We start from the raw sequence: 22,825 nt of genomic DNA on the forward strand, positions 1-22,825 counted from the left end.
GTTGCGCCAGTATTTCTTGCCGCACGCGTTGCATTTCCAGTTCGGTGTGAGGAAGTCGGGTTTCAGCGATTCCAAGTTCATGCCATCACTAGGAAGCGAGTGAATAAACGCCTCACGCCGCAGAAGATGAATATTCGGGTGCGAAAAATCGAGGCTTGGACTGTAGGAGACAGTCGCTAGCGACTGTCTTCCACGCCCACAGCTATTACTGATTTCCCGTCGTCCCGAAGGCTATGGTGGGGAGCGAGCAAAAAAACGGGGAGCCGAACTTCGGGTACGTCACGCCCGAGAATTTGGGACTGTTTACCGACCTCTACGAACTGACGATGTTACAGGGGTATCACGGTGCGAATCACAATCCAATGGCCACGTTCAGCCTGTTTTTCCGCGAACTACCGACGGACAGAGGCTACGTGCTCACGGCGGGATTGGAGCAGGTAATCGCCAGCATCGAAACGCTGTCGTTCGGCGAGGAAGCACTTTCGTACCTCGAAAAGAGGGGATTCGAATCTGATTTTCTCGACACACTCGCAAACTTCGAGTTCACGGGGGGACTGCGGGCACTTCCGGAAGGAACCCCGGTGTTTCCGAACGAGCCGATTCTGGAGGTGACAGCCCCGATTTTCGAAGCTCAACTCCTCGAAACCCTGCTTTTGAATCAAGTCGGCTTCGAGAGTCTCGTGGCGACGAAAGCGGCGCGAATGCGCGAAGCCGTCGACCGCCACGGAAACGATCAGTCGCTCGTCGATTTCGGTTCCCGGCGCGCCCACGGCACCGATGCCGGAATGAAAGCCGCCCGCGCCGCCGTCATCGGTGGCTTCGACGGAACCTCGCTCGTTTCGGCGGGGGAGGCCTTCGACATCCCCGTCCACGGAACGATGGCCCACTCGTGGGTGCAAAGCTTCGAAGACGAGCGCGAGTCGTTTTCCACGTTCACCGAACAGTACGGCGACGATTCGATTTTGCTAGTCGATACCTACGACACCGTCGAAGGGGCCCGGATTGCGATGGACGTAGCCGACGAACACGACGCCGAGGTCGGGGTACGCCTCGATTCGGGCGACCTCGCAACGCTTTCGAAGGAAGTCGCGGAAATCGTCGGGGACGCACCGATTTTCGTCTCCTCCGGAATGGACGAGTACAAAATCGCGGACTTCCTCGAACGCGGCGGCGTCGCTACTGGCTTCGGCCCCGGAACCGCGCTCACGACGAGCGAGGACGCGCCCTCGCTCGACCTCGTCTACAAACTCACCGAAATAGAGCGCGACGGCGAGATGGTGCCGAGCATGAAACTCTCCTCGGGCAAAGTTACCTACCCCGGCGCGAAAAGTCTTCGGCGCGTCCATCACGGAGAAGAAGACGAGTATCGAAAGGACATCCTCGCCCTGCGGGGAGAGGTTGTCGGGAGCGAAGATGAGGATGTCCGGGACGGAAGCGAGGGCGATTCTGGGGGAGAAGAACAACTCGTCACGGTGTTCGAAAACGGAACGCGGGTGTACGACTCGCCGGGCCTCGACGCGATTGCAGACCGGGCACGAGAAGGTCGCCGAAACTTGCCAGCTGAATGTCGGTCGCTTCGGAATCCCGCCGAGTATCCAGTCGAAATCAGCGAGGGGCTTCGAGAACTGACGAACGAGGTGCAGACCCAGTTGGAAGCGAGGAACCAATAACGAATCGTCACTGCTGTTCCAGAATTTCACTCGCTTCTTGTAGTACGTCGTGCTTCCATCGACCGATGTCGTTCGTTGCGACCTGTTCTCGGAGTCGGTTCATTCGGTTCGACCGCTCCGCTGGTTGCATCTCCCGTGCGTCTTCGATGGTGGCCGCGAACGCTTCCGTATCGTTCGGATGCACCGTCAGCGCGAGTTCTCCGAGTGCTTCGTGCGCGCCGACGAGTTCGCTCAGAACCAGCACGCCCGGGTCGTTCACCTGCGAGGCGACGAACTCCTTCGCCACGAGATTCATTCCGTCTCGAAGCGAACTGACGAGACAGATGTCGGCTTCCCGGTACAGCGCGGCCAGCGCCGACTGCGGGAGGTGGTCGTCGATGGGGACGATGGGTTGCCACGTCTCCGTTGCGAACCGATCGTTGATTCGTTCGACCCGCTCTTCGACGCTCTCCTGTAGGTGCTGGTACTCGTCGATTTGACTCCGGCTCTCGGTCACTTTCTGCACGTAAGTGAGTCGTTCCCGACAGTCGGGATACCACTCCCAGAGGTGTGAAAGGGCATCGAGGCGCTGTTCGATTCCTTTCGTGTAGTCCAACCTATCGACGCCGAGCGCGAGCTGTCCCTCGTCGGGAATCGGATACGTTTCGCGTAGGGACTGCCACTGGTCGTCCGCTTCGCTCGACTCCGCGAGCCGTCGTCGCTCCGCGGTGTCGATGCCGAGCGGGAACGCCTCGACGCGGATAGTTCTCCCGTCGTAGTCGATGCGACCGCGGTTCCGGTCTACGTCCGCATCGAGCGCGTGGGAAACGCAATCGAGGAAGTTCAGACAGTACTGGTCGAGATGGAAGCCGAGCAGGTCGTTCGCTAACAGTCCGGAAAGCAGTTCGTCGTACTGCGGACAGCTTTGGAACACGTCCCACGACGGCCACGGAATGTGCCAAAACTGCATGCAGAAGGCGTCAGGAGCTTGCTCGCGCACCATCCGCGGTGCGAGCGCGAAGTGGTAGTCCTGAAACCAGACGACGGCGTTCGACGGGTCGATTCGGGAGCAAATCGCGTCCGCAAACTGCTGGTTCGTGTTCCGGTACTGCCGCCAGTATCTCGCGTTCGGCGTCATCTTCGCGGTGTCGGAGTGACACAGCGGCCACAGAACCTTGTTGCTGTAGCCGTAGTAGTAGTTCGACACCTGTTCGTCGCTCAAGAGCACGCGTTTCAGTTCGTAGGACGGCGATTCCGGCGGCACGCGCACGCAGTCGTTTTCGTCGGTCACGTCGGCATCCGCGTCGCCGCTTCCCCACGCAACCCACGTTCCGCCGGTATCCGCCATCATCGGGTCGAGCGCGGATGTTAAACCACCTGCCGGTCTAACGACGCTAACCGACCCGTCGTCGCGTTCGTGCGTGTACGGCTCTCGGTTCGAAACCAGCACGAACTCCCTGCTTTCGAACAAATCGGACATTGTCGGAGGATGACCGCTCGATTCCGCGAGCGCGTTCGGGACGGACTTATCGGTGTTACTCACTTGATTACATTGGGAGCGACAGCCCAATCATTTCGTGGCTTGCGTTGGCAAGTTCATCTCTTTCGATAGAACGGACAGTTCGTTCACAAACTGCTACGCGAACAGTTCCTCGTGTTGTTCCACGAGGTCTGTGTACGCTCCGGAGGAGTACGCTTCGAAGATTTCCTCGGGGTCGATAGCCGTCTCCGAAAGCGGCGTCACATGCGCAGGAATTCCCCTGACGAACGATTCGGGCGGGATGTCGAATGCCTCTGGCGTGACGGTTCCCGCCGCGACGATGCTTCGCTCGCCGACTCGCACGTCACTATTTATTGTCGTGTTGAACCCAATCAGCGCGCCGTTCCCGACTTCGGCGTCGTTCAGCACCGCGCCGTGACCGACCATCACTCGGTCGCCGACGATCGAGGCGTGGACAACCGCGTTGTCGCCGACGTGCGACTCTCGACCGATTCGCACCGACGATACATCCCCCCGCAAAACCACGCCGGGCCAGATGCTCGCGTCGGCCTCGATTTCCACGTCCCCCACCAGCGTCGTCTCTCGACTGACGTGGGCGTCCTCGTGAATCGACGGCTCTGTCCCTTCGAATCCGTAGATCCGGGCCATGACAGGGACACAACGTTCTCGAAGTAAAAGCTACCCCCGGCAGAGCTTTGCGGATGAACGTCGTGTATTTACGGCGATGTTCAAGGCACAACTCTCCGACGGTGAACAGATTCGGTGTGCCGACTACGAGATGGAAGAGGTCGGTGTCAGACTCTTCGACGAGGAGGGCGGCTTCCTGACATTCGTCCCGTTCACGCACCTGCTCTGGGTCGGGCGCGTGGACGACGCCGGACGAACGCTCTGGTAGTCGGTTTCCCGTTCACTCGGCCCACTCGTGTTCGCGCAGGTAGTCCGCGAACAGCGTGAACGAAACGTCGTGATTCGTCCGTAGTTCCGCCAGGTCGATTGGGCCTCGTTCCGGTTGAACCAGCGGTACATATCGGCATACGCTTCGCCCGCGCGCTCTTCGAATTTCTCGATTGGAACGTGGTCGGCCAGCACGTCGATTCCTATACTTTCCGACAGTCGAGCCGCCATCGCCGACATGGTGAGTTCGTCGCCAGCCAACTCGAACGTCTTTCCGGCGTAGCGATTTCGGTCGTGAAAGGCCTCCGCGACGAACGCACCGATGTCGTCCACGTCGATGATGTAGAGCGGAACGCGCGGTTCGAGCCCGCGCTCCATGAGGTGTCGCGTGACTGCCCCACCCTGATTCCCCGTTGCTCCCGCCACGAGCACTCGTTCCGGTGGCATGGTGAGTCAGAGACGACGGGACTGTTCTTAGCTGTTCTCGCCCTTCTTCGACTGACTTCCATCCCAAACCGACGGTCGGTTTTTTAACCAATGCCGACGAAGTATCATGTTATGCCGGGAATCACATACGAAGACTTCCTGAATTTGGATTACACGCCCGCCGACTCCGAACTCGTCTGCACCTTCTACATCGACCCTGCAGAAGATATGGACATGGAAGACGCCGCCTCGCGCGTCGCCAGCGAGAGTTCCAACGGAACGTGGGCAGAGCTACAGGTCGAAGGCGGCATCACCGACCTGAGTGCCACGACGTTCGACATTGAGGGCAACACGATTCAAGTCGCCTACCCCGACGAACTGTTCGAGGGCGGCAACATGGCGCAGGTGCTCTCTTGCATCGCGGGCAACATCATGGGCATGAAGGCGGTTGACCGCATCCGCCTCCTCGACTGCGAGTGGCCCGAAGCACTCACGAACTCCTTCCCCGGCCCGCAGTTCGGAAGCGACGTTCGAAACGAGATTTTCGACGCGGGCGACCGCCCGATTACGGCGACGGTGCCGAAACCCAAGGTCGGCCTCTCGACCGACCAGCACGCGAAAATCGGCTACGAGGCGTGGATGGGCGGCTTAGACCTCCTCAAAGACGACGAGAACTTGACCGACCAGGCGTTCAACCCCTTCCACGACCGACTCACGGAGAGTCTCTCCTACCGCGACGACGCGCAGGACGAGACGGGCGAGAAAAAGAGCTACCTCATCAACATCACCGCCGACGCGAACACCATGCTCGAACGCGCCGACGTGGTAGCAAAACAGGGCTGTGAGTACGTGATGGTTGACGTGGTGACATCTGGTTGGGCCGCCGTGCAGGCGGTGCGAGAGCGCTGTGAGGAACTCGGCCTCGCAATCCACGCGCACCGCGCGATGCACGCCGCCTTCGACCGACTCGAAGACCACGGCGTCTCGATGCGCGTCATCGCACAAATTACCCGCCTCTGCGGCGCAGACCAACTCCACACCGGAACCACAGACCTCGGCAAACTCGCAAACGAGGACACGGTGGGCATCAACGAATGGCTCTACTCCGACCTGCACGGCATGACCGACGTGCTCCCGGTCGCCTCCGGCGGACTCCACCCCGGACTCGTCCCCGAACTCATTGAGCGCGAAGGACAGAACATCGCTATTCAGGCCGGTGGCGGCGTCCACGGCCACCCCGACGGAACGCGGGCGGGTGCGACGGCGCTTCGACAGGCGGTCGATGCCTCGGTCGCTGGCACACCAATCGAGGAGTATGCGGAAGACCGCCCAGAACTGAAGACAGCGCTCGACAAGTGGGGCACCGAGACACCGCGATAAGCAACGAGACGCCGTTCCTCGAACTGGACTCCGATTTCTATGGCGCGTGCGCCAGCGGGCCCGAGGCGTTTACCGCCGAGGGTCTGCTGGGTATCACGCGAGGGATGACTGAGGAGGAGGTGGCTGTAGCGGTGGCGGTGCTGTGGGTGGGATCGAAAGGGGCCGTCAACTCGCGTTCATCGTGGTCGTCTGCGCGAGCTACTATTCCGGTCGGGCGTTGCTGAGAGACCGGAATATCTCGCGCCAGCGACCGTGAGCGGGCGGACAGGGGATTTCTGCGTCCGTTACCCTGTGTTTATTACTGCCCCATTCAGCACCGACAAGACGAACCGAGCGAGGATGTTCCGTGGTGCTACATCGCGCCGCCCATCCCGCCCATTCCGCCCATCTCGGGTTCCTCCCCACCTTCGCTTTTGCCGAGGTCACCTGCCGAAATCACGTCGTCGATGCGGAGCAGGAGTTCCGCGGCGTCCGTTGCGCTCTGGATGGCTTGGGTTTTCACGCGGAGGGGTTCGACCACGCCGGCGTCCAGCATGTCGGTCACCTCGCCGGTTTCGGCGGTGAGTCCGGCGTCTTCTTCTCCGGCGTCGTGCTGGCTTCGAAGGTCGGTCAAGGCATCGATCGGGCCGACGCCCGCGTTCTCCGCGAGGGTGCGCGGAATGGCCTCCATCGCGTCGGCGAAGGCTTCGACGGCGAGTTGTTCCCGCCCGCCGACGCTGTCGGCGTAATCGCGGATAGCGAGGGCCAGTTCCGTTTCGGGCGCACCGCCGCCCGGAAGGACTTGTCCGTCGAGGAGGGTCACGCGAACCACGCCCAGACTGTCCTCTACGGCGCGTTCGACCTCTTCTACGACGTGTTCTGTTCCGCCGCGGAGGAGCAGGGTGACGCTTTTCGGATTCTCGCAGTCCTCCACGAAAATCATGGTGTCGCCTCCGACATCGCGTTCGCCGACGGTTCCCGCCTCGCCGAGGTCTTCGGGGTCGATGTCGTCCAAACTGGAGACGACTTTGCCGCCCGTTGCCCGCGCGAGTTGGTTCATGTCGCTCGCTTTCGTTCGGCGAACGGCGAGGACGCCTCCCTTGGCGAGTAAGTGTTGGGCCATGTCGTCGATTCCTTTCTGGCAGAAGACAACGTTCGCGTCGCTGTCGGTGATTCTATCGACCATCTCGCGGAGTTGCGCTTCCTCGCGCTCGATGAACGTCGTCAGTTGGTCGGGGTCGGTGACGCTGACAGAAGTGTCCGTTTCGGTTTCGCGCACCTCTATCGGCGTATCGATGAGCGCGATTTTGGCGTCATCGACCTGCCACGGCATGTTGTCGTCGGCCCGTTCTTTGTCTACGACGATGCCTTCTACGAGTTCGGAATCAGAAATACCACCTCCGACGATGGTTTCGACGGCAACGTTTGACAGATCGATTTCCTCCTCGTCCTGAACCGCCCGTACCGCGGTGACGACGAGTTCCGAAAGCGCCTCCTTCGCGGCTTCCGCCCCCTTTCCGGTCATGGCAGTTTGTGCGATTTCGGTCAGCAACCCAGCCTCTTCGACCGGATACGATTTCGATTGGAGAACATCGCGCGCCTCCTCGCTGGCCAGTCGATAGCCACGGGCGACGACGGTCGGGTGGACGCCCTGTTCGAGTAAGTCTTCTGCCCGCTTCAGCAGCTCGCCAGCGAGAATGACCGCGCTGGTCGTTCCATCCCCGGTTTCGTCTTCCTGTGTTTCCGCGACTTCGACCACCATAGTCGCCGCCGGGTGCTCGATGTCCATCTGCTTGAGGATGGTGACGCCGTCGTTCGTGATGACCACGTCCCCCATCGAATCGACGAGCATCTTGTCCATCCCTCGCGGCCCAAGGGTAGTTCGTACCGCCTCGGCGACGGCCTTCGCCGCCGTGACGTTCATCTCGCGGGCGTCGCGCCCGCTGGTTCGCTGTGCATCCTCTCCGAGTATCAGAATCGGTCCCGTCTGCATTCTGTCTGCCATGGTACCCCCGACCGAGGTACGAGGGCATCCACAAAAGAACTATCCCGACTCAGTCGAAGCGTTTCCGAACCCGTTCTCACCGTGTCTCGTGGCGAAACGCACATCCCCCCGCCGTGAGAAATTTCAGGAAATGATAGGCAAACTCGACCCCGACGATCTTGCGATGGTCGTCTCGCGCACGGGTGCGCGAGACGACGACGTACAGGTCGGTCCCGGATACGGCGAGGACGCCGCCGAAATTCGCGTCGGCGACCAGTCGCTCGTCGTGAGCTCCGACCCGCTGTCGCTGGCCCGCGAACGACTCGGAACCTTGGCCGTCAACGTCGCCTGCAACGACGTGGCCGCCTCCGGCGCAGACCCGCGCTGGTTGACGAACGTCGTGTTTTTGTCGGACGACGACCCAGAAACGCTGGACGTGGTGACCCAGCAGATAGACGATTCTGCCCGTGAGTTGGGCGTCGCAATCGTCGGCGGCCACTCCGAATACGCCCCCGACCTCTCGCGACCGATGGTAACGATGACCGCCATGGGACTTACCGACGCGTTCGTTCCGACCGGCGGGGCGGAACCCGGCGACAGACTGATTCTGACCAAGGGGGCCGGAATCGAAGGCACGGCCATCCTCGCAACCGATTTCCGGGACGAAGTCGGCGAGAATGCGAACCGGGGCGAATCCTTCTTCGAGGAAATCAGCGTGGTCGAAGATGCCCGAATTCTACGTGAGGATGCCACGGCCATGCACGACCCGACCGAGGGTGGGGTGGTCACCGGCCTGCTGGAGATGGCCGAAGCCTCCGGCGTGTGTCTCGAAGTCGCGCGCGAGGACGTGCCGGTTCGGGACGTAACGCGGGAGCTTTGTGACACGATGGGCGTCGACCCACTCCGGATTTTCGGGTCTGGAGCATTGTTGGCCGCGGTTCCGGAGGACGCAGTTTCGGCGGTTCTTTCAGACCTATACGAGGCGGGGATTTCGGCGGATGAGATTGGTCGAGTCGTGGACGGGGATGGCGAACTGGTGGTGGACGAAGAGGTGGTTTCAGAACCGCCTCGGGACGATTTGTACCACCTCTGGGAATAGCCATCAAAAGACGGGTTTCATAGCATTATTTGGGTTTTATTGACTGTCGAACTGTTAGAACAGTTATTGTCTCGTGGATGGCCAATCTTTAGATACGGGAGGGTTCAGGTCTATTTTCGGTGTTGTCCGCAAGTCACGACTCCAAACGAAGCCCTCAGTCGTCACTCCCTCCGGTCGCTCCTCCCTCGCCCTTCATCCACCGTCAGAGACAAGCTCTGACGAGCCCTCGCTCACTTCGTTCACGAGGACACCGAGGAACCACCACCGCCTCCGCACCGCAACGGCAGTCTCCCCACACCTCCCCGCCAGCGCAGGTTTGGGCTACATGCCTCACTGTCGTTCGTCACTCGCCCGAGTGCGCTGGCGCAACCATGCGGCAGGTCAGTCAAACGACACGGCGCGCGCTGGCGAACCGTCGAGGAGTTCACCTCCGAGAAGGCGAACCAAAACCGCGCGAGGGATGACAGAAGCGAGTGTCAGCGAGCAAAGGAATTGGTTGGGGAGGCGTGTGGCGAACGAGATTTCGAAGAAATCTCGAACGCGAGTAGCGCGGAACTGTGTTCCGCGGACAGTCGAGCGGCGAAGCCGCGAGACGACGCTGCAACCGCGAGCAGGCGGTGCGGTGGCGGAGCGGTTTGATTGGAGTCGTGATTACCTAGCGGCAACTCTACTGCACCTCAAATTACGTGACACAACCATCACCCCGATGTGGTACACACAGAGTCAGAACTACCGAGCAATACAAAAGGCGAGATTTCCAAAAAGAAAACTAATTCTCGTGTTAGTGACGACCGGTGTCGTACTTGTAGGTCGCCTCGTCGGGGTCGATACCGAACTCTTCGGCCATTCCTTCGGTGTCGTTCTCCACCGACTCCGAAACCGCCCGTTCCCGTGCTTGCTTAAATCGTTCGCGCAGTCGGTCGGGCATCTCGAACTCGCCGACCGAAAGCACCATTGGGATGGCGTCGGGTTCCGTCTGTTCGCGCTTCGATTCGAGTCTGTCCCGAAGTTTCTCGGGCAGGTCACTCGTGTCGATGGGTTCGAATCCGAACTGCGCGAGGTAGTCGGGAACGCCGACGAGGGCGTACACCTCCTCGAAATCGTTGTCCCCGGCTTTGTCGATGAGTCGTTCTACGACGTGCGCGCCGACGCCCTGCTCGCGCCACGCGGAGACGACGCCGATGCTGGTCAACTCACAGATGTCGGGCGAATCGTCGGGTTTGTGGATTCGAATTCGTCCGAACCCGGCTTTCGTTCCGGAATCCTCGTCGATGGCGATGACGTAATCCCGGGAGCGGAAGGCGGTTTCGTCCAGTCCCATCGCCTCGATGTTATCGAGTAGCCAGACTTCCTCTCTGTTTTTGGCATCCCGGACGTACATGGGGAGAGATACGTTCGCGGTCATCAAAAAGTCATCCACCGCAATAGCAAGGGAAGTTCGATGGGGAAAACGAGAAAGAAATTACAACCCTTCCAGCGACCGCAACTTCTGTTCCACATCCGGCGGTGCCGCACTCGGCCCGTCACGAATCCGATGGTCGGGAACCAGAAGGGGCGCGGGATTCGCGTCCAAGGCAGTCCGGGCGAGTTCCAAATCCGCCTCCTCGGTGTGGTCGAGTCCGGATGTCATCCGGGTCAGGGTTTCGACGTTCACCTGTTCGCCGTAGGGAACGTTTCGCACCGCTTCGAGAACGCCTCGCTGGTCGGTGGGAAGCGTCAGTGCAACCTGCACGTCTTCGAAATCATCCTCGACACCTTCTAGATACGCGATGATTCTGTCGAGCACCGCGTGGTCTTCCTCGGCGTCGTCGTCCGCTTCGCGGGGGAACGTGACGCGTAAAACGCGACCGCTCGCCACCCCGATTTGCACGAACCGGCCCAGATAGGCCGATTCCTGCGCGTAGATCCCGGCATTCTCGTCCATACCGGAGAAAACGCACGTCCGACTATTCAAGATTGGCGTCTCGTGGACACAAGTCTTATGTACAAACTAGTTCGTTAATGTACGATGATGGACGCAGAAGGCGAACTCGCACCCGCGGTGCAGTCCATACTTCGGGACGCGAGAAAACGAGACACACCCGACGAGCGCGTGTCGGTAGACGCGCGCTCGTTTTCCGACGCGATTGCACGCACGGAGTCGGTGGGCAAAATGCCGGTCGTCGCGGAAGTAAAGCCGACGAGTCCGACGACGGATGGCAACCGAACCGACGACCCAGTCGAACTGGCGAAAGAGATGGTCGAAGGCGGGGCAACCGCGTTGTCGGTGCTGACCGAACCGGAGCATTTCGGCGGGTCGGCCGAGAACCTGCGCCGGGTTCGTGAAGCCGTGGGCGTTCCGGTTCTCCGCAAGGATTTCGTCGTGGAGGAAGCGCAACTGGACGTGGTGGAAGCCGACCTCGTCCTGCTCATCGCGCGGTTCGTGGGTGACAACCTTTCGGAACTGGTCACAGCAGCAAGAGCGCGCGGCTTTCAGGTTCTCGTCGAGGTTCACACGCACCAGGAACTGGAAAAAGCGATAGACGCGGGCGCAGACATCCTCGGCGTGAACAACCGCGACCTCGGCAAACTGGAAGTAAACCTCGACACCTTCGAGTCAGTTGTACCCGAAGTGCCGGACGATATGACCTGCATCGCGGAAAGCGGAATCACGACGCCCGAGGACGCCCGACGAATGCGTGAGGCGGGCGCAGACGCTCTTCTCGTCGGGAGCGCGATTATGGACGGCGACGTGGCCGAGAACACGCGGAGGTTGGTTTCCGCATGAGCGACGCCGAGTTCGAAAAAGAAGGAAAATTCGGCGACTACGGCGGCCAGTACGTCCCGGAAGTCCTCATGCCCGCCATCGAGGAACTTCAATCGGCCTACGAGCGATACGTCCTTGAAAACGAGGATGGCTTCATGGACGAGTTTCGTCGCCACCTCCGCGACTTCGGCGGGCGACCGACGCCCCTCCAGCGCGCCGACGCCCTGAGCGAGCGATACGACCGCGACATCTATCTGAAACGGGAAGACCTGCTCCACGGCGGGGCGCACAAGCTGAACAACGCGCTCGGACAGGTCTTGCTGGCGAAGTACATGGGCAAAGACCGAATCGTGGCTGAAACCGGCGCGGGCCAACACGGCACGGCAACCGCGATGGCCGCGACTTACCTCGGCATCGACTGCGAGGTGTACATGGGCCGCACCGACATCAACCGCCAGCGCCCGAACGTCTTCCGAATGCGAACCCACGACGCGGAAGTGAATCCCGTGGACGTTGGCTCGGGAACGCTCAAAGAGGCCATCAACGAGACGATGCGCGACTGGGCGACGAACGTGGAGGACACCCACTACGTCATCGGGAGCGTCGTCGGCCCGCACCCCTTCCCGCAGATGGTTCGGGATTTTCAGGCGATCATCAGCAAGGAAGTGAGAGAACAGATTCAGGAACAGGCCGGACGATTGCCGGACAGTGTTGTGGCCTGCGCGGGCGGCGGGTCGAACACGATGGGCGCGTTCCACGAATTCGTCTCCGACGAGAACGTGTCCCTGTTCGCAGTCGAAGCAGGTGGGTCGGGCCTGACGATTGAGGAGGACGAAGGACTCGCTCCGCACTCCGCGTCACTTTCGACGGGTGAAGACGGCGTGCTTCACGGCGCACGAACCAAACTGCTTCAGAGCAGAGACGGCCAAGTTCTCGAATCTCACAGCGTGAGCGCGGGATTGGACTACTCCGGCGTCGGCCCGGAACTCGCGCATCTCGCGGAAACCGGTCGCGTGACGCCCGTGAGCGTCGGCGATGACGCCGCGCTCAAAGCGTTCCACCGACTGTCGAAATTGGAGGGAATTATCCCCGCGCTGGAATCGAGTCACGCGATTGCCTACGTAGAAGAAGCACGAAATTCGGACGAAGCCGACGACTTGGGCGACCTCGTCGTCGTCAACGTCTCTGGACGAGGGGACAAAGACCTCGATACGGTCATCGAGGAAAGCGAGAAGCGGGGCATCGACACCGCGCCGAGCATGGAGGTATTCAAATGAGCAATCAACAATCGGCCCTCGAATCCGCTTTCTCCGACGAACCGGCTTTGATTCCCTACGTCGTCGCTGGCGACCCGGATCCGGAATCGACGAAGGAATACGTCCGCGCCCTCGCGGAGGGTGGCGCGGACGTCATCGAACTCGGCCTACCGTTTTCGGAACCGATTGCGGACGGCCCGACGATTCAGAACGCCATCCAGCGCGCGCTTTCCGGCGGGATGACGCCCGACAAATATCTCGACCTTGTGGCCGAGTTGGACGTGGATGTCCCAATCGTCTGCATGACCTACTACAACCTCATCTACCAGTATGGTGAATCCGAGGGGGTCGAATCCTTCGTTTCCGCCGCCGGAGAGGCCGGGGTTTCGGGACTCATCGTCCCCGACCTCCCAGTCGAAGAAAGCGACCCGCTTCGGGAGGCCTGCGACGAACACGGCCTCGACCTCGTGTTCATCGTCGCGCCGACCACCACGGACGAGCGCGAGGCCAAAATTCTCTCGCAGGCGTCGGGATTCGTTTACGTGCAAGCCCGGATGGGAACCACCGGGGCGCAGGCCGACGTGAGCAGTGCAACCCACGACAGTCTCGGGCGACTCGCCGAAACTGACCTGCCGAAGGTGGTCGGTTTCGGCGTGAGCGAGGGCGACCACGCCAAAGAAATCATCTCGGCGGGCGCTTCCGGCGTCGTCGTCGGAAGCGCCCTCGTGGACATCATCGCCTCGGGCGAGAACGTCGCCGAACGCCTCGAATCGAAAGCCGCGGAACTCAAATCCGGGGCACGCAACGGGACACAGGAAGTACCGCAACCGGAATGAATTTCACACTAGCTTGCTACACAGTCACACAATGAACACTGGAATTGCAGCACGACTCGACCGCATCGGACGGGACGGACGCTTCGTCATCGTTCCGATGGACCACGGCATTACACTGGGCGCAGTACGCGGCCTGAAAGACATCGAATCGACGATCGACGCAGTGACACGGGGCGGCGCGGACGCCGTTCTCACGCAAAAGGGAATCGCACCACGCGTCCATCCGAACAAAAACGATGCGGGCTACATCGTCCATCTAAATGCCTCCACATCTATCGGCCCGGACGCGAACGACAAACGAATGACCGGCACCGTCGAGGAAGCGATTCGGGCCGGTGCCGACGCCGTCTCTTTTCATATCAACGTCGGAAGCAACTACGAACCCAAGCAAATCACCGACCTCGCGGAAGTCTGTAGCAAGGCCGACAAGTTCGGCATGCCCGTCCTCGCCATGTCCTACGCCCGCGGCCCGGATATCGATGCACACGACGCGGAAAACCTCGGCCACGCAGTACGACTCGCGGAAGAGGTCGGCGCGGATGTCGTGAAAACAGCCTACAGCGGCGATTCGGAGAGCTTCGAACACGTCGTGGAATCGACGCGCCTCCCCGTGGTGATTGCGGGCGGCGCGCCGGAAGGCGACGAAGCAACCCTCGATGCGGTTCGCGGCGCGATGGACGCGGGCGCGGCGGGCGTTTCTATCGGCCGCTCCGTCTTCCAGCACGACAATCCGGAAGCGATTGCACGCGCGGTTTCCGGCGTCGTTCACGACGATTTGTCCGCTGAAGACGCGCTTTCCGAAGTCGGCCTGTTGGCGAATGTGTAAGCTGTAATTTTCCGTAGAAACATCGCCGTATTCGCCACGTTGAAGCCACCCCGATTCGACCGTGAAAACATGACACGCTCCGTGTGGCTGAAAGCCGACTCCGAGGTCGGCGACTGGGACGACCGCCGCAAACGAATTACCGCCGGGTTGGAAGCTGGTGTTGACTGGGTGCTGGTTGACGAACGCGACGTAGAGCGCGTGCGAAAACTCGGCGAAGTCAACGTCGCGGCGTTTCGTGCCGACAGCGACGTTCACGTTTTCGACGTGGAAGCGAACGATGAAGTGCCCGAACCGGACGCTAGAATCGTCGGCAAGGACGGCGAGGGCGACGGCACGGTTGACCTTCCATCCGACTTCTCCGGTTCCGCCGACCTCTCGACGCTCCGGCGCGAGGGCGCGGCGGAAGGTGCCTTCGTCCGTATCCTGAGCGAAGAGTACGAAGCGTTCGCCGAGGCCGCGGCAGAAGAAGCGGAGTACACCATCGTCGTCGGCGAGGATTGGACGATAATCCCGCTCGAAAACCTCATCGCCAGAATCGGCGAAGAAACCGATTTGGTCGCGGGCGTTACGAACGCCGAGGAGGCCCGAACCGCGTTCGAGACGCTGGAACTCGGTGCCGATGCGGTACTGCTCGACAGCGACAGCCCGGACGAAATTCGCGCGACGGTGGACGTTCGGGACGCTGCGGAGCGCGAAACGCTCGACTTGGAGTGGGGAGAGGTACTAACCATCGAACAGACCGGAAGTGCAGACCGCGTCTGCGTCGATACCGGGTCGTTGATGGAACACGACGAGGGCATGCTCGTCGGGTCGATGTCGCGGGGCCTCTTTTTCGTTCATGCGGAAACCGCCGAATCGCCATACGTCGCCTCACGGCCGTTCCGGGTGAACGCGGGCGCAGTCCACGCCTACGTTCGTGTGCCGGATGGCGGGACGAAATACCTCGCCGAACTTCAGAGCGGCGACGAAGTTCAGTTGGTTGACACCGACGGCAACACCCGTGAGGCAGTCGTCGGACGAGTGAAAATCGAGAAGCGCCCGATGTTTCGCGTCGAAGTCGAAACCGCGAACGGCGACCGAGTTGAAACACTGCTTCAGAACGCAGAAACCATCAAAGTCGCCACGCAGGACGGCAGAAAAGCAGTGACCGACCTCGAAGTCGGCGACGAACTGAAGCTCTATCTGGAAGGCGGTGCGCGCCACTTCGGCGAAAGCGTCGAAGAGAGCATCATCGAGCAGTAGTTCGGAAAAGAGAAATTCGAACTCGATTTACTGGGCCGCCGGTTCGGTGTCGATTGGATTCGTACACCAGTGACAGAAGTCGAGGTCTTCGTCCACGTTCCTCCGACAGTGCGGACAGCGCACTTCGCCCTCGCCGTCCGTCGTCGTCGTGGCCGACGCCCGGTTGTTCCGGAGTGCAGACCAGTAGGCATCAATGACGTTACACAACTGGACGACGAGAATCGGGAGGGTAACCTCGAAGGGCAGTGCCTGCAATTGCTCGTAGTAGGCGGAGAACCCGGCACCCTCAACCGCCTGAAACGTCTCCGGCGGGATGAAGACCATGGCGGTGACGAGGGCGAAGGCAAACCAGAGAAGCGCGCGAAGCCACTGACGCAGATAGGCGTGTCCGAACCCGGGATAGACGAGAGCCAAGACTGCCGCCAGCCACGGGCGCTTTCGTGTCATTTTTCGTGGGTTGTTGGCGGGCGGTGTTAAATCCTTGCAATACGGCTTTCGAGGCGGCGATGTTTATGATGGGAAATAATTGATACAAATCAGTTTTGGCGAGTTGCAACTAGCTCTCTATCAGCTTCGACTCTACAACTCACTGGCAATGTGACTTGCAGTCGGTATCAGCAACCGATCAAAAATCGGCGTCATCTCTGAAGTTCTCGAACCAACCGCGACAGTGTTACCAAATCGTACTGCCCCGGAGCCGTCGCGTCCGCCGAATCCAGCGGCGCGTAGCCGATTTTCGACCCGTAAATCGGGGCGACGGCGCGCGAATGGCGACCGATTTCGCCCATCGCCATCGTCGCCACGGTTCGCCCGCGCTCGGTCAGTCGATTCGTCACCGAGAGCAAATCGAGAACGTCGGAACGCGAATCCGCGGTGACCGCGAGTTTTCCCACGTCGGCGTAGTCGGTAGCCTGTTCCAGCAGTTCCCGCATCCGTTTTCCGCCGGGCGTTTCCTCGAAATCGTGAATCGAGGCGACGACTGCCGAGCCGTGCTTGCGAGCATGTTCGATTACTCGGTTGCCCTCCCCCGACAGCAGACACTCCAGTTCGAGGTCGATTGCGGCGACAGCGTCGTACTCCACGGCGGTTTCGAGGGCGTTCAATCTCGATTCGTCGCCGGTAGCCTCACCACCCTCCCACGACGCACGATTCGTGGCGAGAACCGGAAGGTTGCCGTCGTAATTAGCCAGTTGAGTGAGTGGGTCGTCCGCCAAATCCATGCGAAATTCGACCACGTTGGCGTGGTCGCGGGCGCGCGGTTCGTCCGCGAGAACCGCGGTGCTCGCCGCGAGGGTGAACGAATCGAAGGTCATACCGTGGTGTCGGTTCGGCGGGACAAAAGGCTACCCGGAAGGGGAAAAGAGCGAAAAGTCACTCGGAGTACGGTTCGTGCGCGGCGAAAAACCGATTCCCGTCGCGGGTCACGTCGGCCACTTCGTAAAATTGTAGCTCTCTCTCTTGGGCCGTTTTGACCGGGAAATCGTAGTGGTCTGAGTTGTAGGCGAGCGCCCCGTCGTGTTCAGCGACGAACTCGCGGTGGTCGTCGAGTCGTCGCTGAATGACATCGTGTGAAAGACCAGCCACCTGTTCGGTGCGCTCTTCGAACACGGCAGTAAAGTCGGATTCGAGTTCGTAGCCGACCGAATTTCTCCCCGCGACCATCGCCGCGATGGAGGTTGTTCCGGTTCCCCAGAACGGGTCGAGGACGGTGTCGCCGTAGACGGAAAACATCGAAATGAGACGATAGGGGAGTTCGAACGGAAACGCCGCGGAGCGTTCGCGCAGGTCGCCATGGTCGAGTTCCTGTATCTCGCCCCGAACCGCAGTCCAGAGGTCTGAAAACCAGTCGTTTCGCTCCTCCCAGAAGTACGCCGCCTCGTACCGCCGGTCAGCACCGGGTTCGAACCGCCGCGAATCGCCGTTTCGGAAGACGAGCAGATATTCGTGTTCGAGGGCGGTGTAGGCGTTCGGCGGGAGCATCCCCGACCCCATGAACTTCGTCAGACGGTTCGAGGGTTTTCGCCAGAGAATATCGGGAAGCGGGCGAAGCCCCTGCGTTCGTAGCCTTTGAAGGATTTGGGAATGATTCGGAAACAGTTGAAAGGTTCCATCGACCTTGCGGGTCGCATCGCCGACGTTGACGACTGCAATGCCGCCCGGTTTTAGCACGCGGGCGAGTTCCGACCACACGCCGTCGAGTTCGTCGTGCATCAACTCGAAAGCGGTGTCCCCGTCCTCACGTTCCAGTGCCGACGCGATGTCCGGGTTCAGCCCGGAAAACAGGTCGTCCCACATCTCTATCATCGGGTACGGCGGAGAAGTGACGACGAGGTCTATCGAATCGTCGGGAAGCGCACAGTCGCTTGCGTCCCCGACGTGAATCTCGTGCTCGGTTTCCATTGCAGTTGCTGTGTGGACGTATCGGCGCACCGCAAAAACATCTTTTCAAACTGGTCGGGGAGAAATTACAGCGCGACGGTTCCTTCTTCCGCTTCGAGCAGTTCGTGGTAGCGGTTGCGAATCGTGACTTCGCTGATGTCGGCGACTTCGCTCACTTCCGCCTGCGTCGTCTTCTCGTTGGTCAGGAGCGCGGCAGCGTACACCGCCGCGGCGGCGAGTCCGACCGGCGATTTACCGCTGTGGACGCCCTGTTCTTTCGCGTTCTTCAGGAGTTCGCGGGCGCGGTGCTCGGCCTCGTCCGAAAGGTCGAGTCCGGATGCGAACCGTGGGACGTAGCTTTCGGGGTCAGCGGGGCGAACTTCCAACTTGAGCTCGCGCACGACGTAACGGTAGGTGCGCGCCACTTCGCTTTTCTCGACTCGGCTCACATCCGTGATTTCGTCCAAACTGCGCGGGACACCGGCCTGTCGCGCGGCGGCGTAGACGCAGGCCGTCGAGACGCCCTCGATGGAACGTCCGGGGAGCAGGTCTTCGTTCAGCGCACGTCGGTAGATGACGCTTGCCATCTCCCGGACGTTGTTCGGCAGACCGAGGGCGCTTGCCATGCGGTCGATTTCGCCGAGCGCCTGTTTGAGGTTACGCTCCTTGCTGTCGCGGGTGCGGAAGCGCTCGTTCCACTTGCGGAGTCGCTGCATCTTCTCGCGCTGGCGTGACCCGAGCGAATTGCCGTAGGCGTCCTTGTTTCGCCAGTCGATGTTGGTCGAGAGACCCTTGTCGTGCATCGTGTTCGTCGTCGGCGCGCCGACGCGGGATTTCTCGTTCTTTTCTTTGGCGTCGAACGCGCGCCATTCCGGGCCGCGGTCGACGTTGTCCTCATCGACGACCAGTCCGCAGTCTTCACAGAGGGTTTCGCCGTGGCCGGAATCGGCGACGAGTTTGCCGCCGCATTCGGGACAGCTCTGGCCTTCGTTTCGTTGCTCTTCGACTTCGGTTTCTTCGGTTCTCGTTCGGATTGACGTTTTTGGCATGTGAAACATCCCTCCGGGGGGAGGGAGCGTCGGCTACCGGGCAGGGAATAGCCTGAAAAACCCGGACGCCGCTACTCTTAACTCGTCGTTAGGACGAAACATACTTAAAGGATTCGTTTTTGGCCCGCCATTCGTTCGTGAAACAGTCACACACGCCGTGAAATAGCCGTCCGGCGTCAGACGAGCGAAATGTTTAAGCCCCCATTTCCATCGGGTAAGGGAACGTTTACTTCCGTTCGAATCAGTGCCAAACCAATGGTAGAAGACCGCATCGTCTCGCTTGCGCCAAGTGCGACGGAAACGCTCCGCGAACTCGACGCGACGAACCGACTCGTCGGCGTCACGCACCATTGCTCGGTCGATGCGACCGGAGTCGGCGGCTGGTTGAACCCGGATTTCGACGCAGTCGAAGCGTGCGACCCCGACCTCGTGCTCACTGCCGACCCGTTGCAGACGGAAGTGCGCGACGAACTTCGCAACCGCGGGCATCGAGTCGTCCACGTCGAACCACGGACGCTCGGAGAAGCAATCGAATCGTTCGCCACGCTCGGGCAAGCAATCGGGCAACCGCGCGAGGGCCACGACCTCGCGTGGCGCGCACGAAGTCGAGTCGAGCGCGTTCGGCGACTGGTCGCGGATTTTCCGCGACCAGTCGTTTACTGCGAAGAGTGGTCTGACCCACCGACTGCGGCCGGAAACTGGGTTCCCGATGCGGTTCGCGCCACAGGCGGTCGCTATCCGTTTTCGTCGCCGGGCGAGCGTTCGACTGCGGTCGAACGCTCGCTGGTGGAGGAGGTCGAACCGGAACACGTCTTCCTCCACGTCTGTGGCTACGGCGAGCGAAGCGACCCTGAAGTCGTGTTGAATCGAGACTGGTCGATTCCGGCGATAGAAGATGAGGCAGTTCACGTACTGGACGATTCGCTGTTGAACCAACCGAGTCCGCGACTCATCGACGGAATCGAAGAGATGGCCGCGAGGATTCATCCGGAAGCACTGGAGTAGAAAACGCCAAATCCGACGAACAACAGGTGAAAGATATGCGAGTCGGAGTCGGCAGTCGAAATCCAGTGAAAATTGCGGCGGTAGAAACGGTGTTCGAGAGCCTCGATGCTAATCCAGAACCGGTCGTTGTCGAACCGGTAGCCGTCGAATCGGGCGTTTCGGAACAGCCGTTCGGCGAAGCGGAAACGATTGCGGGTGCAGAAAATCGCGCCCGCCGTGCCCAAGACAGCCAGCGCGACGATTCCGACTACGACCTCGGCGTCGGGTTAGAAGGTGGCGTCGCGGAGGTGCCCGGTTCCGACGGTCTGTACCTCATTATGTGGGCAGCAGTGACCGACGGCAAAACGGTCGGACGCGGTGCAGGGCCGCGCCTGCAACTACCGGAGTCCGTCGCCCGACGGATTCGGGACGATGAGGAACTCGGGCCAGTGATGGACGACACACTCGGCGAATCGGATGTAGCCAAAAAACAGGGCGCAGCGGGTGCGCTTACGGCAGGAATAATCGACCGGCAGGAAGCGTTGGAACACGCAGTTGCCGGGGCACTCGCCCCGTTTGTCACGGATTTCTACTGACCGTAAAAATAGAACCCGACCAGTTCAGTCGTCGAGCGACGACGCGGGGTCGGATTCGACCGACATCTCGCTGCCTTCTTCGACGGCCTGCGTGAGCGAGACGTTGAGCGAGAACATCGACGCGACGCCACCGATGAGCGTGACGATGTTTTTCACCGCGTGGTCGAGAATCGCCGCGCCGAGTGCAATCTGCCACGAGATTGGGGTCAGGCCAGCAACGAAGACGGTAAACGCCGCTTCGTACAGGCCGACACCGCCGGGCGAGAGCGGAAGCACTTTTGCGAGGTTGCCGACGCTCACCGCGAAGAACCCGACTGCGACCAGCGTGATGGGGTCGAGCGAAACGTCGGGGAAGGCAACCAGTACGAGGATGGCCGTCAGCACGTCGAGCGACCAGATAGCCAGACTGCTCAGGCCGACGCGGACGAACGCCTTCTTGTCGCTTGCGACGGTTTGCACGTCGCCGGTAAATCGCTCGATGAGGCTGGCCACGTAGTCGGCGTAGGAGTCCGAACTGACTTTCATGACGGCTTCGCGGACGAGATTCCGGTCGGAGCGCGCGCTGGCGACGATGACGCCGACCGCCGCGATTGCCGCCCCGCCGACGCCCGCTGCGACGAACACCGCTGTTTGTGCGGCCTCTTGCTGTTCCGCGCCCGTAATCGCTTGGACGATGTCCGCGGCCTGCCCGCTGGCAGTCAAGCCGAGCAGCACCGTCCCGGCCATCACGGTGATCGTGAGCAGATCGAACACGCGCTCGACGGCGAGCGAAGCGAAACCGGAGGGATACGGAATGTTCCGGCGCGCTTTCACGACGTAGGCGCGAACGCCGTCACCGAGTCGGGCGGGGAAGACGAGGTTCCCGGTTTGGCTGATGAATATCGCGCCGGTGAGGAACTGCGTCGTCTCGGTAAAGCCGAGTTCTTCGAGAATATCTTTGTACCGCGCACCGCGCAGTGGCCACGAAACGACGTAGATGAGCGCCGCAACGCCGACGAGGAGGGGATTCGCCTTGCTCATCTGGGTCAGCACGCTTTCCATCGGGAGATAGAGGCTCATCAGCGCGACGGCGATGACGGTCAGTAGAACCCCGACGGCCATCGACACGCGGCGGGTGATTCGCGGTTCGACGGAGAACTCCCACCAGCAGCGTCCGATTTGACTCCCCATGCCGAACACGTCGCGGACGAGGTCGACTTTCGTATCTCCTTTCGGCGTCCAGTCCACCGAGAACTCCTTGATTTTGTAGCCTCTGCGCTGGGCGCGCACGAGAACCTCGGTGTCCCAGAACCAGTGTTTGTCCTCGACGTTCGACAGCACGTCGAACAGCGCCGTCCTGTCGAAGGCCTTGAACCCACACTGATGGTCGCGCAAGTCGGAACGCAAAAAGAGGCGCGTCAGGCCGTTGAAACCTCTGCTCGCAAAGTCGCGTTTCGCCGGACGGTCGGCCACGTTTTCGGGCATCCACCGCGACCCGGTTGCGAAGTCGTAGTCGTCGGAGCGAACGCTTTCGACCAGTTCCTCCAAATGCGACATATCCGTCGCCAAATCCGTGTCGAAGTAGACCAACGTCTCGCCGTGTGCGGCCTCGAATGCGTGATTCAGTGCGCCCCCGCGCCCCAGTCGTTCGTCGCTGTGGAAGTGACGAACTCGACTATCCTGTTCTGCCATTCTGTCTGCGATTTCCGGCGTTCGGTCGTCACAGCCGTCTTCCGCGACGATGACCTCGAAGCTATCGGAGGGTAAAAACGATGCAAGCGTGTCGAGGGTCGTCTCGACGGTGTTCTCTATGGTCGCCTCCTCGTTGTACGCTGGAAGGACGACACTCACCTCTACGGAACCACCGCTCATTATTCACTCAGGTCATCCTCTCGCCGTAAGTAGCTTCTGGGCCACGACTGTCACGAAACGAGCCGTTAACCAACCGTACCAACCCACCCCACGGGGGAGGTTATATTCACCGCGAACAGTGGAGAAATCACGAGAGGGCGCGGCGTTA

The 22,825-nt window shown here is 60.8% G+C and carries 21 protein-coding genes; 10 read left to right on the forward strand and 11 right to left on the reverse strand.

Annotation, left to right across the window (positions count from 1 at the left end; translation table 11 throughout):
• Positions 1–233 precede the first annotated feature (233 nt).
• On the forward strand, positions 234–1,670 hold the full coding sequence (locus HL45_RS13435) for a nicotinate phosphoribosyltransferase (protein WP_049971583.1): 1,437 nt from the start codon (positions 234–236) through the stop codon (positions 1,668–1,670).
• Positions 1,671–1,677: 7 nt separating this feature from the next.
• Here the strand turns inward: HL45_RS13435 and HL45_RS13440 are convergent, their stop codons facing one another.
• The 3 genes from HL45_RS13440 to HL45_RS13450 form a co-directional block, all read right to left on the reverse strand.
• Positions 1,678–3,129: an alpha,alpha-trehalose-phosphate synthase (UDP-forming) gene (locus tag HL45_RS13440; RefSeq protein ID WP_049972041.1), complete on the reverse strand. Its 1,452-nt coding sequence runs from the start codon at positions 3,127–3,129 to the stop codon at positions 1,678–1,680.
• 156 nt (positions 3,130–3,285) lie between these two features.
• Positions 3,286–3,798, reverse strand: coding sequence for a gamma carbonic anhydrase family protein (locus HL45_RS13445; RefSeq protein WP_049971584.1), 513 nt, complete (start codon positions 3,796–3,798; stop codon positions 3,286–3,288).
• Positions 3,799–3,921: 123 nt separating this feature from the next.
• Complete coding sequence (locus HL45_RS13450) at positions 3,922–4,491, reverse strand: NmrA family NAD(P)-binding protein (RefSeq protein ID WP_049971585.1); 570 nt, start codon at positions 4,489–4,491, stop codon at positions 3,922–3,924.
• Positions 4,492–4,602: 111 nt separating this feature from the next.
• On the opposite strand from HL45_RS13450, the gene rbcL reads away from it, so the two are divergent.
• Entirely contained in the window at positions 4,603–5,850 is a 1,248-nt protein-coding gene (gene rbcL, locus HL45_RS13455) for a type III ribulose-bisphosphate carboxylase (protein ID WP_049971586.1), read from the forward strand.
• Between the two features lie 352 nt (positions 5,851–6,202).
• Here the strand turns inward: rbcL and thsA are convergent, their stop codons facing one another.
• Complete coding sequence (gene thsA / locus HL45_RS13460; RefSeq protein WP_049972042.1) at positions 6,203–7,822, reverse strand: thermosome subunit alpha; 1,620 nt, start codon at positions 7,820–7,822, stop codon at positions 6,203–6,205.
• A 142-nt stretch (positions 7,823–7,964) separates the two neighbouring features.
• On the opposite strand from thsA, the gene HL45_RS13465 reads away from it, so the two are divergent.
• Positions 7,965–8,912 carry an AIR synthase family protein gene (locus HL45_RS13465; protein ID WP_049972043.1) on the forward strand — a complete coding sequence of 316 codons (948 nt, stop codon included), beginning with the start codon at positions 7,965–7,967 and terminating at the stop codon, positions 8,910–8,912.
• 781 nt (positions 8,913–9,693) lie between these two features.
• On the opposite strand, the gene HL45_RS13470 is transcribed toward HL45_RS13465, so the two are convergent.
• Together HL45_RS13470 and HL45_RS13475 are read right to left on the reverse strand one after the other, a co-directional pair.
• Entirely contained in the window at positions 9,694–10,293 is a 600-nt protein-coding gene (locus tag HL45_RS13470; RefSeq protein WP_049971587.1) for a GNAT family N-acetyltransferase, read from the reverse strand.
• A gap of 81 nt (positions 10,294–10,374) precedes the next feature.
• On the reverse strand, positions 10,375–10,836 hold the full coding sequence (locus tag HL45_RS13475) for a methylated-DNA--[protein]-cysteine S-methyltransferase (protein WP_049971588.1): 462 nt from the start codon (positions 10,834–10,836) through the stop codon (positions 10,375–10,377).
• Positions 10,837–10,923: 87 nt separating this feature from the next.
• Here HL45_RS13475 and trpC point away from each other — a divergent pair, with 87 nt between their 5' ends.
• The 5 genes from trpC to HL45_RS13500 all read left to right on the forward strand — a co-directional run bounded on the left by trpC (position 10,924) and on the right by HL45_RS13500 (position 15,818).
• The gene (gene trpC, locus HL45_RS13480; RefSeq protein ID WP_084157012.1) at positions 10,924–11,679 is read left to right on the forward strand and encodes an indole-3-glycerol phosphate synthase; all 756 of its coding nucleotides are present in this window, start codon (positions 10,924–10,926) and stop codon (positions 11,677–11,679) included.
• The gene (gene trpB / locus HL45_RS13485) at positions 11,676–12,935 is read left to right on the forward strand and encodes a tryptophan synthase subunit beta (protein WP_049971590.1); all 1,260 of its coding nucleotides are present in this window, start codon (positions 11,676–11,678) and stop codon (positions 12,933–12,935) included. Before trpC ends, trpB begins: the two co-directional genes overlap by 4 nt.
• Complete coding sequence (gene trpA, locus HL45_RS13490) at positions 12,932–13,750, forward strand: tryptophan synthase subunit alpha (protein ID WP_049971591.1); 819 nt, start codon at positions 12,932–12,934, stop codon at positions 13,748–13,750. The genes trpB and trpA overlap by 4 nt, the downstream gene beginning before the upstream one ends.
• A gap of 31 nt (positions 13,751–13,781) precedes the next feature.
• The gene (locus HL45_RS13495) at positions 13,782–14,576 is read left to right on the forward strand and encodes a 2-amino-3,7-dideoxy-D-threo-hept-6-ulosonate synthase (RefSeq protein WP_049971592.1); all 795 of its coding nucleotides are present in this window, start codon (positions 13,782–13,784) and stop codon (positions 14,574–14,576) included.
• Between the two features lie 69 nt (positions 14,577–14,645).
• Positions 14,646–15,818 (forward strand): 3-dehydroquinate synthase II, encoded by a 1,173-nt coding sequence (locus tag HL45_RS13500; RefSeq protein ID WP_049971593.1) that lies wholly within the window; start codon positions 14,646–14,648, stop codon positions 15,816–15,818.
• Between the two features lie 27 nt (positions 15,819–15,845).
• Here the strand turns inward: HL45_RS13500 and HL45_RS13505 are convergent, their stop codons facing one another.
• The 4 genes from HL45_RS13505 to HL45_RS13520 all read right to left on the reverse strand — a co-directional run bounded on the left by HL45_RS13505 (position 15,846) and on the right by HL45_RS13520 (position 19,246).
• Entirely contained in the window at positions 15,846–16,265 is a 420-nt protein-coding gene (locus HL45_RS13505) for a DUF7575 domain-containing protein (RefSeq protein WP_049971594.1), read from the reverse strand.
• A gap of 191 nt (positions 16,266–16,456) precedes the next feature.
• Positions 16,457–17,131 carry a type I 3-dehydroquinate dehydratase gene (locus tag HL45_RS13510; protein ID WP_049971595.1) on the reverse strand — a complete coding sequence of 225 codons (675 nt, stop codon included), beginning with the start codon at positions 17,129–17,131 and terminating at the stop codon, positions 16,457–16,459.
• 58 nt (positions 17,132–17,189) lie between these two features.
• The gene (locus HL45_RS13515; protein ID WP_049971596.1) at positions 17,190–18,218 is read right to left on the reverse strand and encodes a DNA-methyltransferase; all 1,029 of its coding nucleotides are present in this window, start codon (positions 18,216–18,218) and stop codon (positions 17,190–17,192) included.
• A gap of 65 nt (positions 18,219–18,283) precedes the next feature.
• Complete coding sequence (locus HL45_RS13520; RefSeq protein ID WP_211250855.1) at positions 18,284–19,246, reverse strand: transcription initiation factor IIB; 963 nt, start codon at positions 19,244–19,246, stop codon at positions 18,284–18,286.
• A 255-nt stretch (positions 19,247–19,501) separates the two neighbouring features.
• Here HL45_RS13520 and HL45_RS13525 point away from each other — a divergent pair, with 255 nt between their 5' ends.
• Together HL45_RS13525 and yjjX are read left to right on the forward strand one after the other, a co-directional pair.
• Positions 19,502–20,251 carry a helical backbone metal receptor gene (locus HL45_RS13525; protein WP_049971598.1) on the forward strand — a complete coding sequence of 250 codons (750 nt, stop codon included), beginning with the start codon at positions 19,502–19,504 and terminating at the stop codon, positions 20,249–20,251.
• Between the two features lie 35 nt (positions 20,252–20,286).
• The gene (gene yjjX / locus HL45_RS13530; protein ID WP_049971599.1) at positions 20,287–20,826 is read left to right on the forward strand and encodes an inosine/xanthosine triphosphatase; all 540 of its coding nucleotides are present in this window, start codon (positions 20,287–20,289) and stop codon (positions 20,824–20,826) included.
• Positions 20,827–20,850: 24 nt separating this feature from the next.
• Here yjjX and HL45_RS13535 read toward each other — a convergent pair whose 3' ends face one another.
• Positions 20,851–22,677, reverse strand: a complete 1,827-nt coding sequence (locus HL45_RS13535; protein ID WP_049971600.1) for a flippase-like domain-containing protein — start codon at positions 22,675–22,677, stop codon at positions 20,851–20,853.
• Positions 22,678–22,825: the final 148 nt, after the last annotated feature.

This window comes from Haladaptatus cibarius D43, from assembly GCF_000710615.1.
Classification (GTDB): Archaea; Halobacteriota; Halobacteria; order Halobacteriales; family Haladaptataceae; genus Haladaptatus; species Haladaptatus cibarius.

Coding starts and splice junctions, on each gene's coding strand:
- HL45_RS13435 (WP_049971583.1), top strand. CDS start 234: ATGGTGGGGAGCGAGCAAAAAAACGGGGAGCCGAACTTCGGGTACGTC.
- HL45_RS13440 (WP_049972041.1), bottom strand. CDS start 3,129: ATGTCCGATTTGTTCGAAAGCAGGGAGTTCGTGCTGGTTTCGAACCGA.
- HL45_RS13445 (WP_049971584.1), bottom strand. CDS start 3,798: ATGGCCCGGATCTACGGATTCGAAGGGACAGAGCCGTCGATTCACGAG.
- HL45_RS13450 (WP_049971585.1), bottom strand. CDS start 4,491: ATGCCACCGGAACGAGTGCTCGTGGCGGGAGCAACGGGGAATCAGGGT.
- rbcL (WP_049971586.1), top strand. CDS start 4,603: ATGCCGGGAATCACATACGAAGACTTCCTGAATTTGGATTACACGCCC.
- thsA (WP_049972042.1), bottom strand. CDS start 7,822: ATGCAGACGGGACCGATTCTGATACTCGGAGAGGATGCACAGCGAACC.
- HL45_RS13465 (WP_049972043.1), top strand. CDS start 7,965: ATGATAGGCAAACTCGACCCCGACGATCTTGCGATGGTCGTCTCGCGC.
- HL45_RS13470 (WP_049971587.1), bottom strand. CDS start 10,293: ATGTACGTCCGGGATGCCAAAAACAGAGAGGAAGTCTGGCTACTCGAT.
- HL45_RS13475 (WP_049971588.1), bottom strand. CDS start 10,836: ATGGACGAGAATGCCGGGATCTACGCGCAGGAATCGGCCTATCTGGGC.
- trpC (WP_084157012.1), top strand. CDS start 10,924: ATGGACGCAGAAGGCGAACTCGCACCCGCGGTGCAGTCCATACTTCGG.
- trpB (WP_049971590.1), top strand. CDS start 11,676: ATGAGCGACGCCGAGTTCGAAAAAGAAGGAAAATTCGGCGACTACGGC.
- trpA (WP_049971591.1), top strand. CDS start 12,932: ATGAGCAATCAACAATCGGCCCTCGAATCCGCTTTCTCCGACGAACCG.
- HL45_RS13495 (WP_049971592.1), top strand. CDS start 13,782: ATGAACACTGGAATTGCAGCACGACTCGACCGCATCGGACGGGACGGA.
- HL45_RS13500 (WP_049971593.1), top strand. CDS start 14,646: ATGACACGCTCCGTGTGGCTGAAAGCCGACTCCGAGGTCGGCGACTGG.
- HL45_RS13505 (WP_049971594.1), bottom strand. CDS start 16,265: ATGACACGAAAGCGCCCGTGGCTGGCGGCAGTCTTGGCTCTCGTCTAT.
- HL45_RS13510 (WP_049971595.1), bottom strand. CDS start 17,131: ATGACCTTCGATTCGTTCACCCTCGCGGCGAGCACCGCGGTTCTCGCG.
- HL45_RS13515 (WP_049971596.1), bottom strand. CDS start 18,218: ATGGAAACCGAGCACGAGATTCACGTCGGGGACGCAAGCGACTGTGCG.
- HL45_RS13520 (WP_211250855.1), bottom strand. CDS start 19,246: ATGCCAAAAACGTCAATCCGAACGAGAACCGAAGAAACCGAAGTCGAA.
- HL45_RS13525 (WP_049971598.1), top strand. CDS start 19,502: ATGGTAGAAGACCGCATCGTCTCGCTTGCGCCAAGTGCGACGGAAACG.
- yjjX (WP_049971599.1), top strand. CDS start 20,287: ATGCGAGTCGGAGTCGGCAGTCGAAATCCAGTGAAAATTGCGGCGGTA.
- HL45_RS13535 (WP_049971600.1), bottom strand. CDS start 22,677: ATGAGCGGTGGTTCCGTAGAGGTGAGTGTCGTCCTTCCAGCGTACAAC.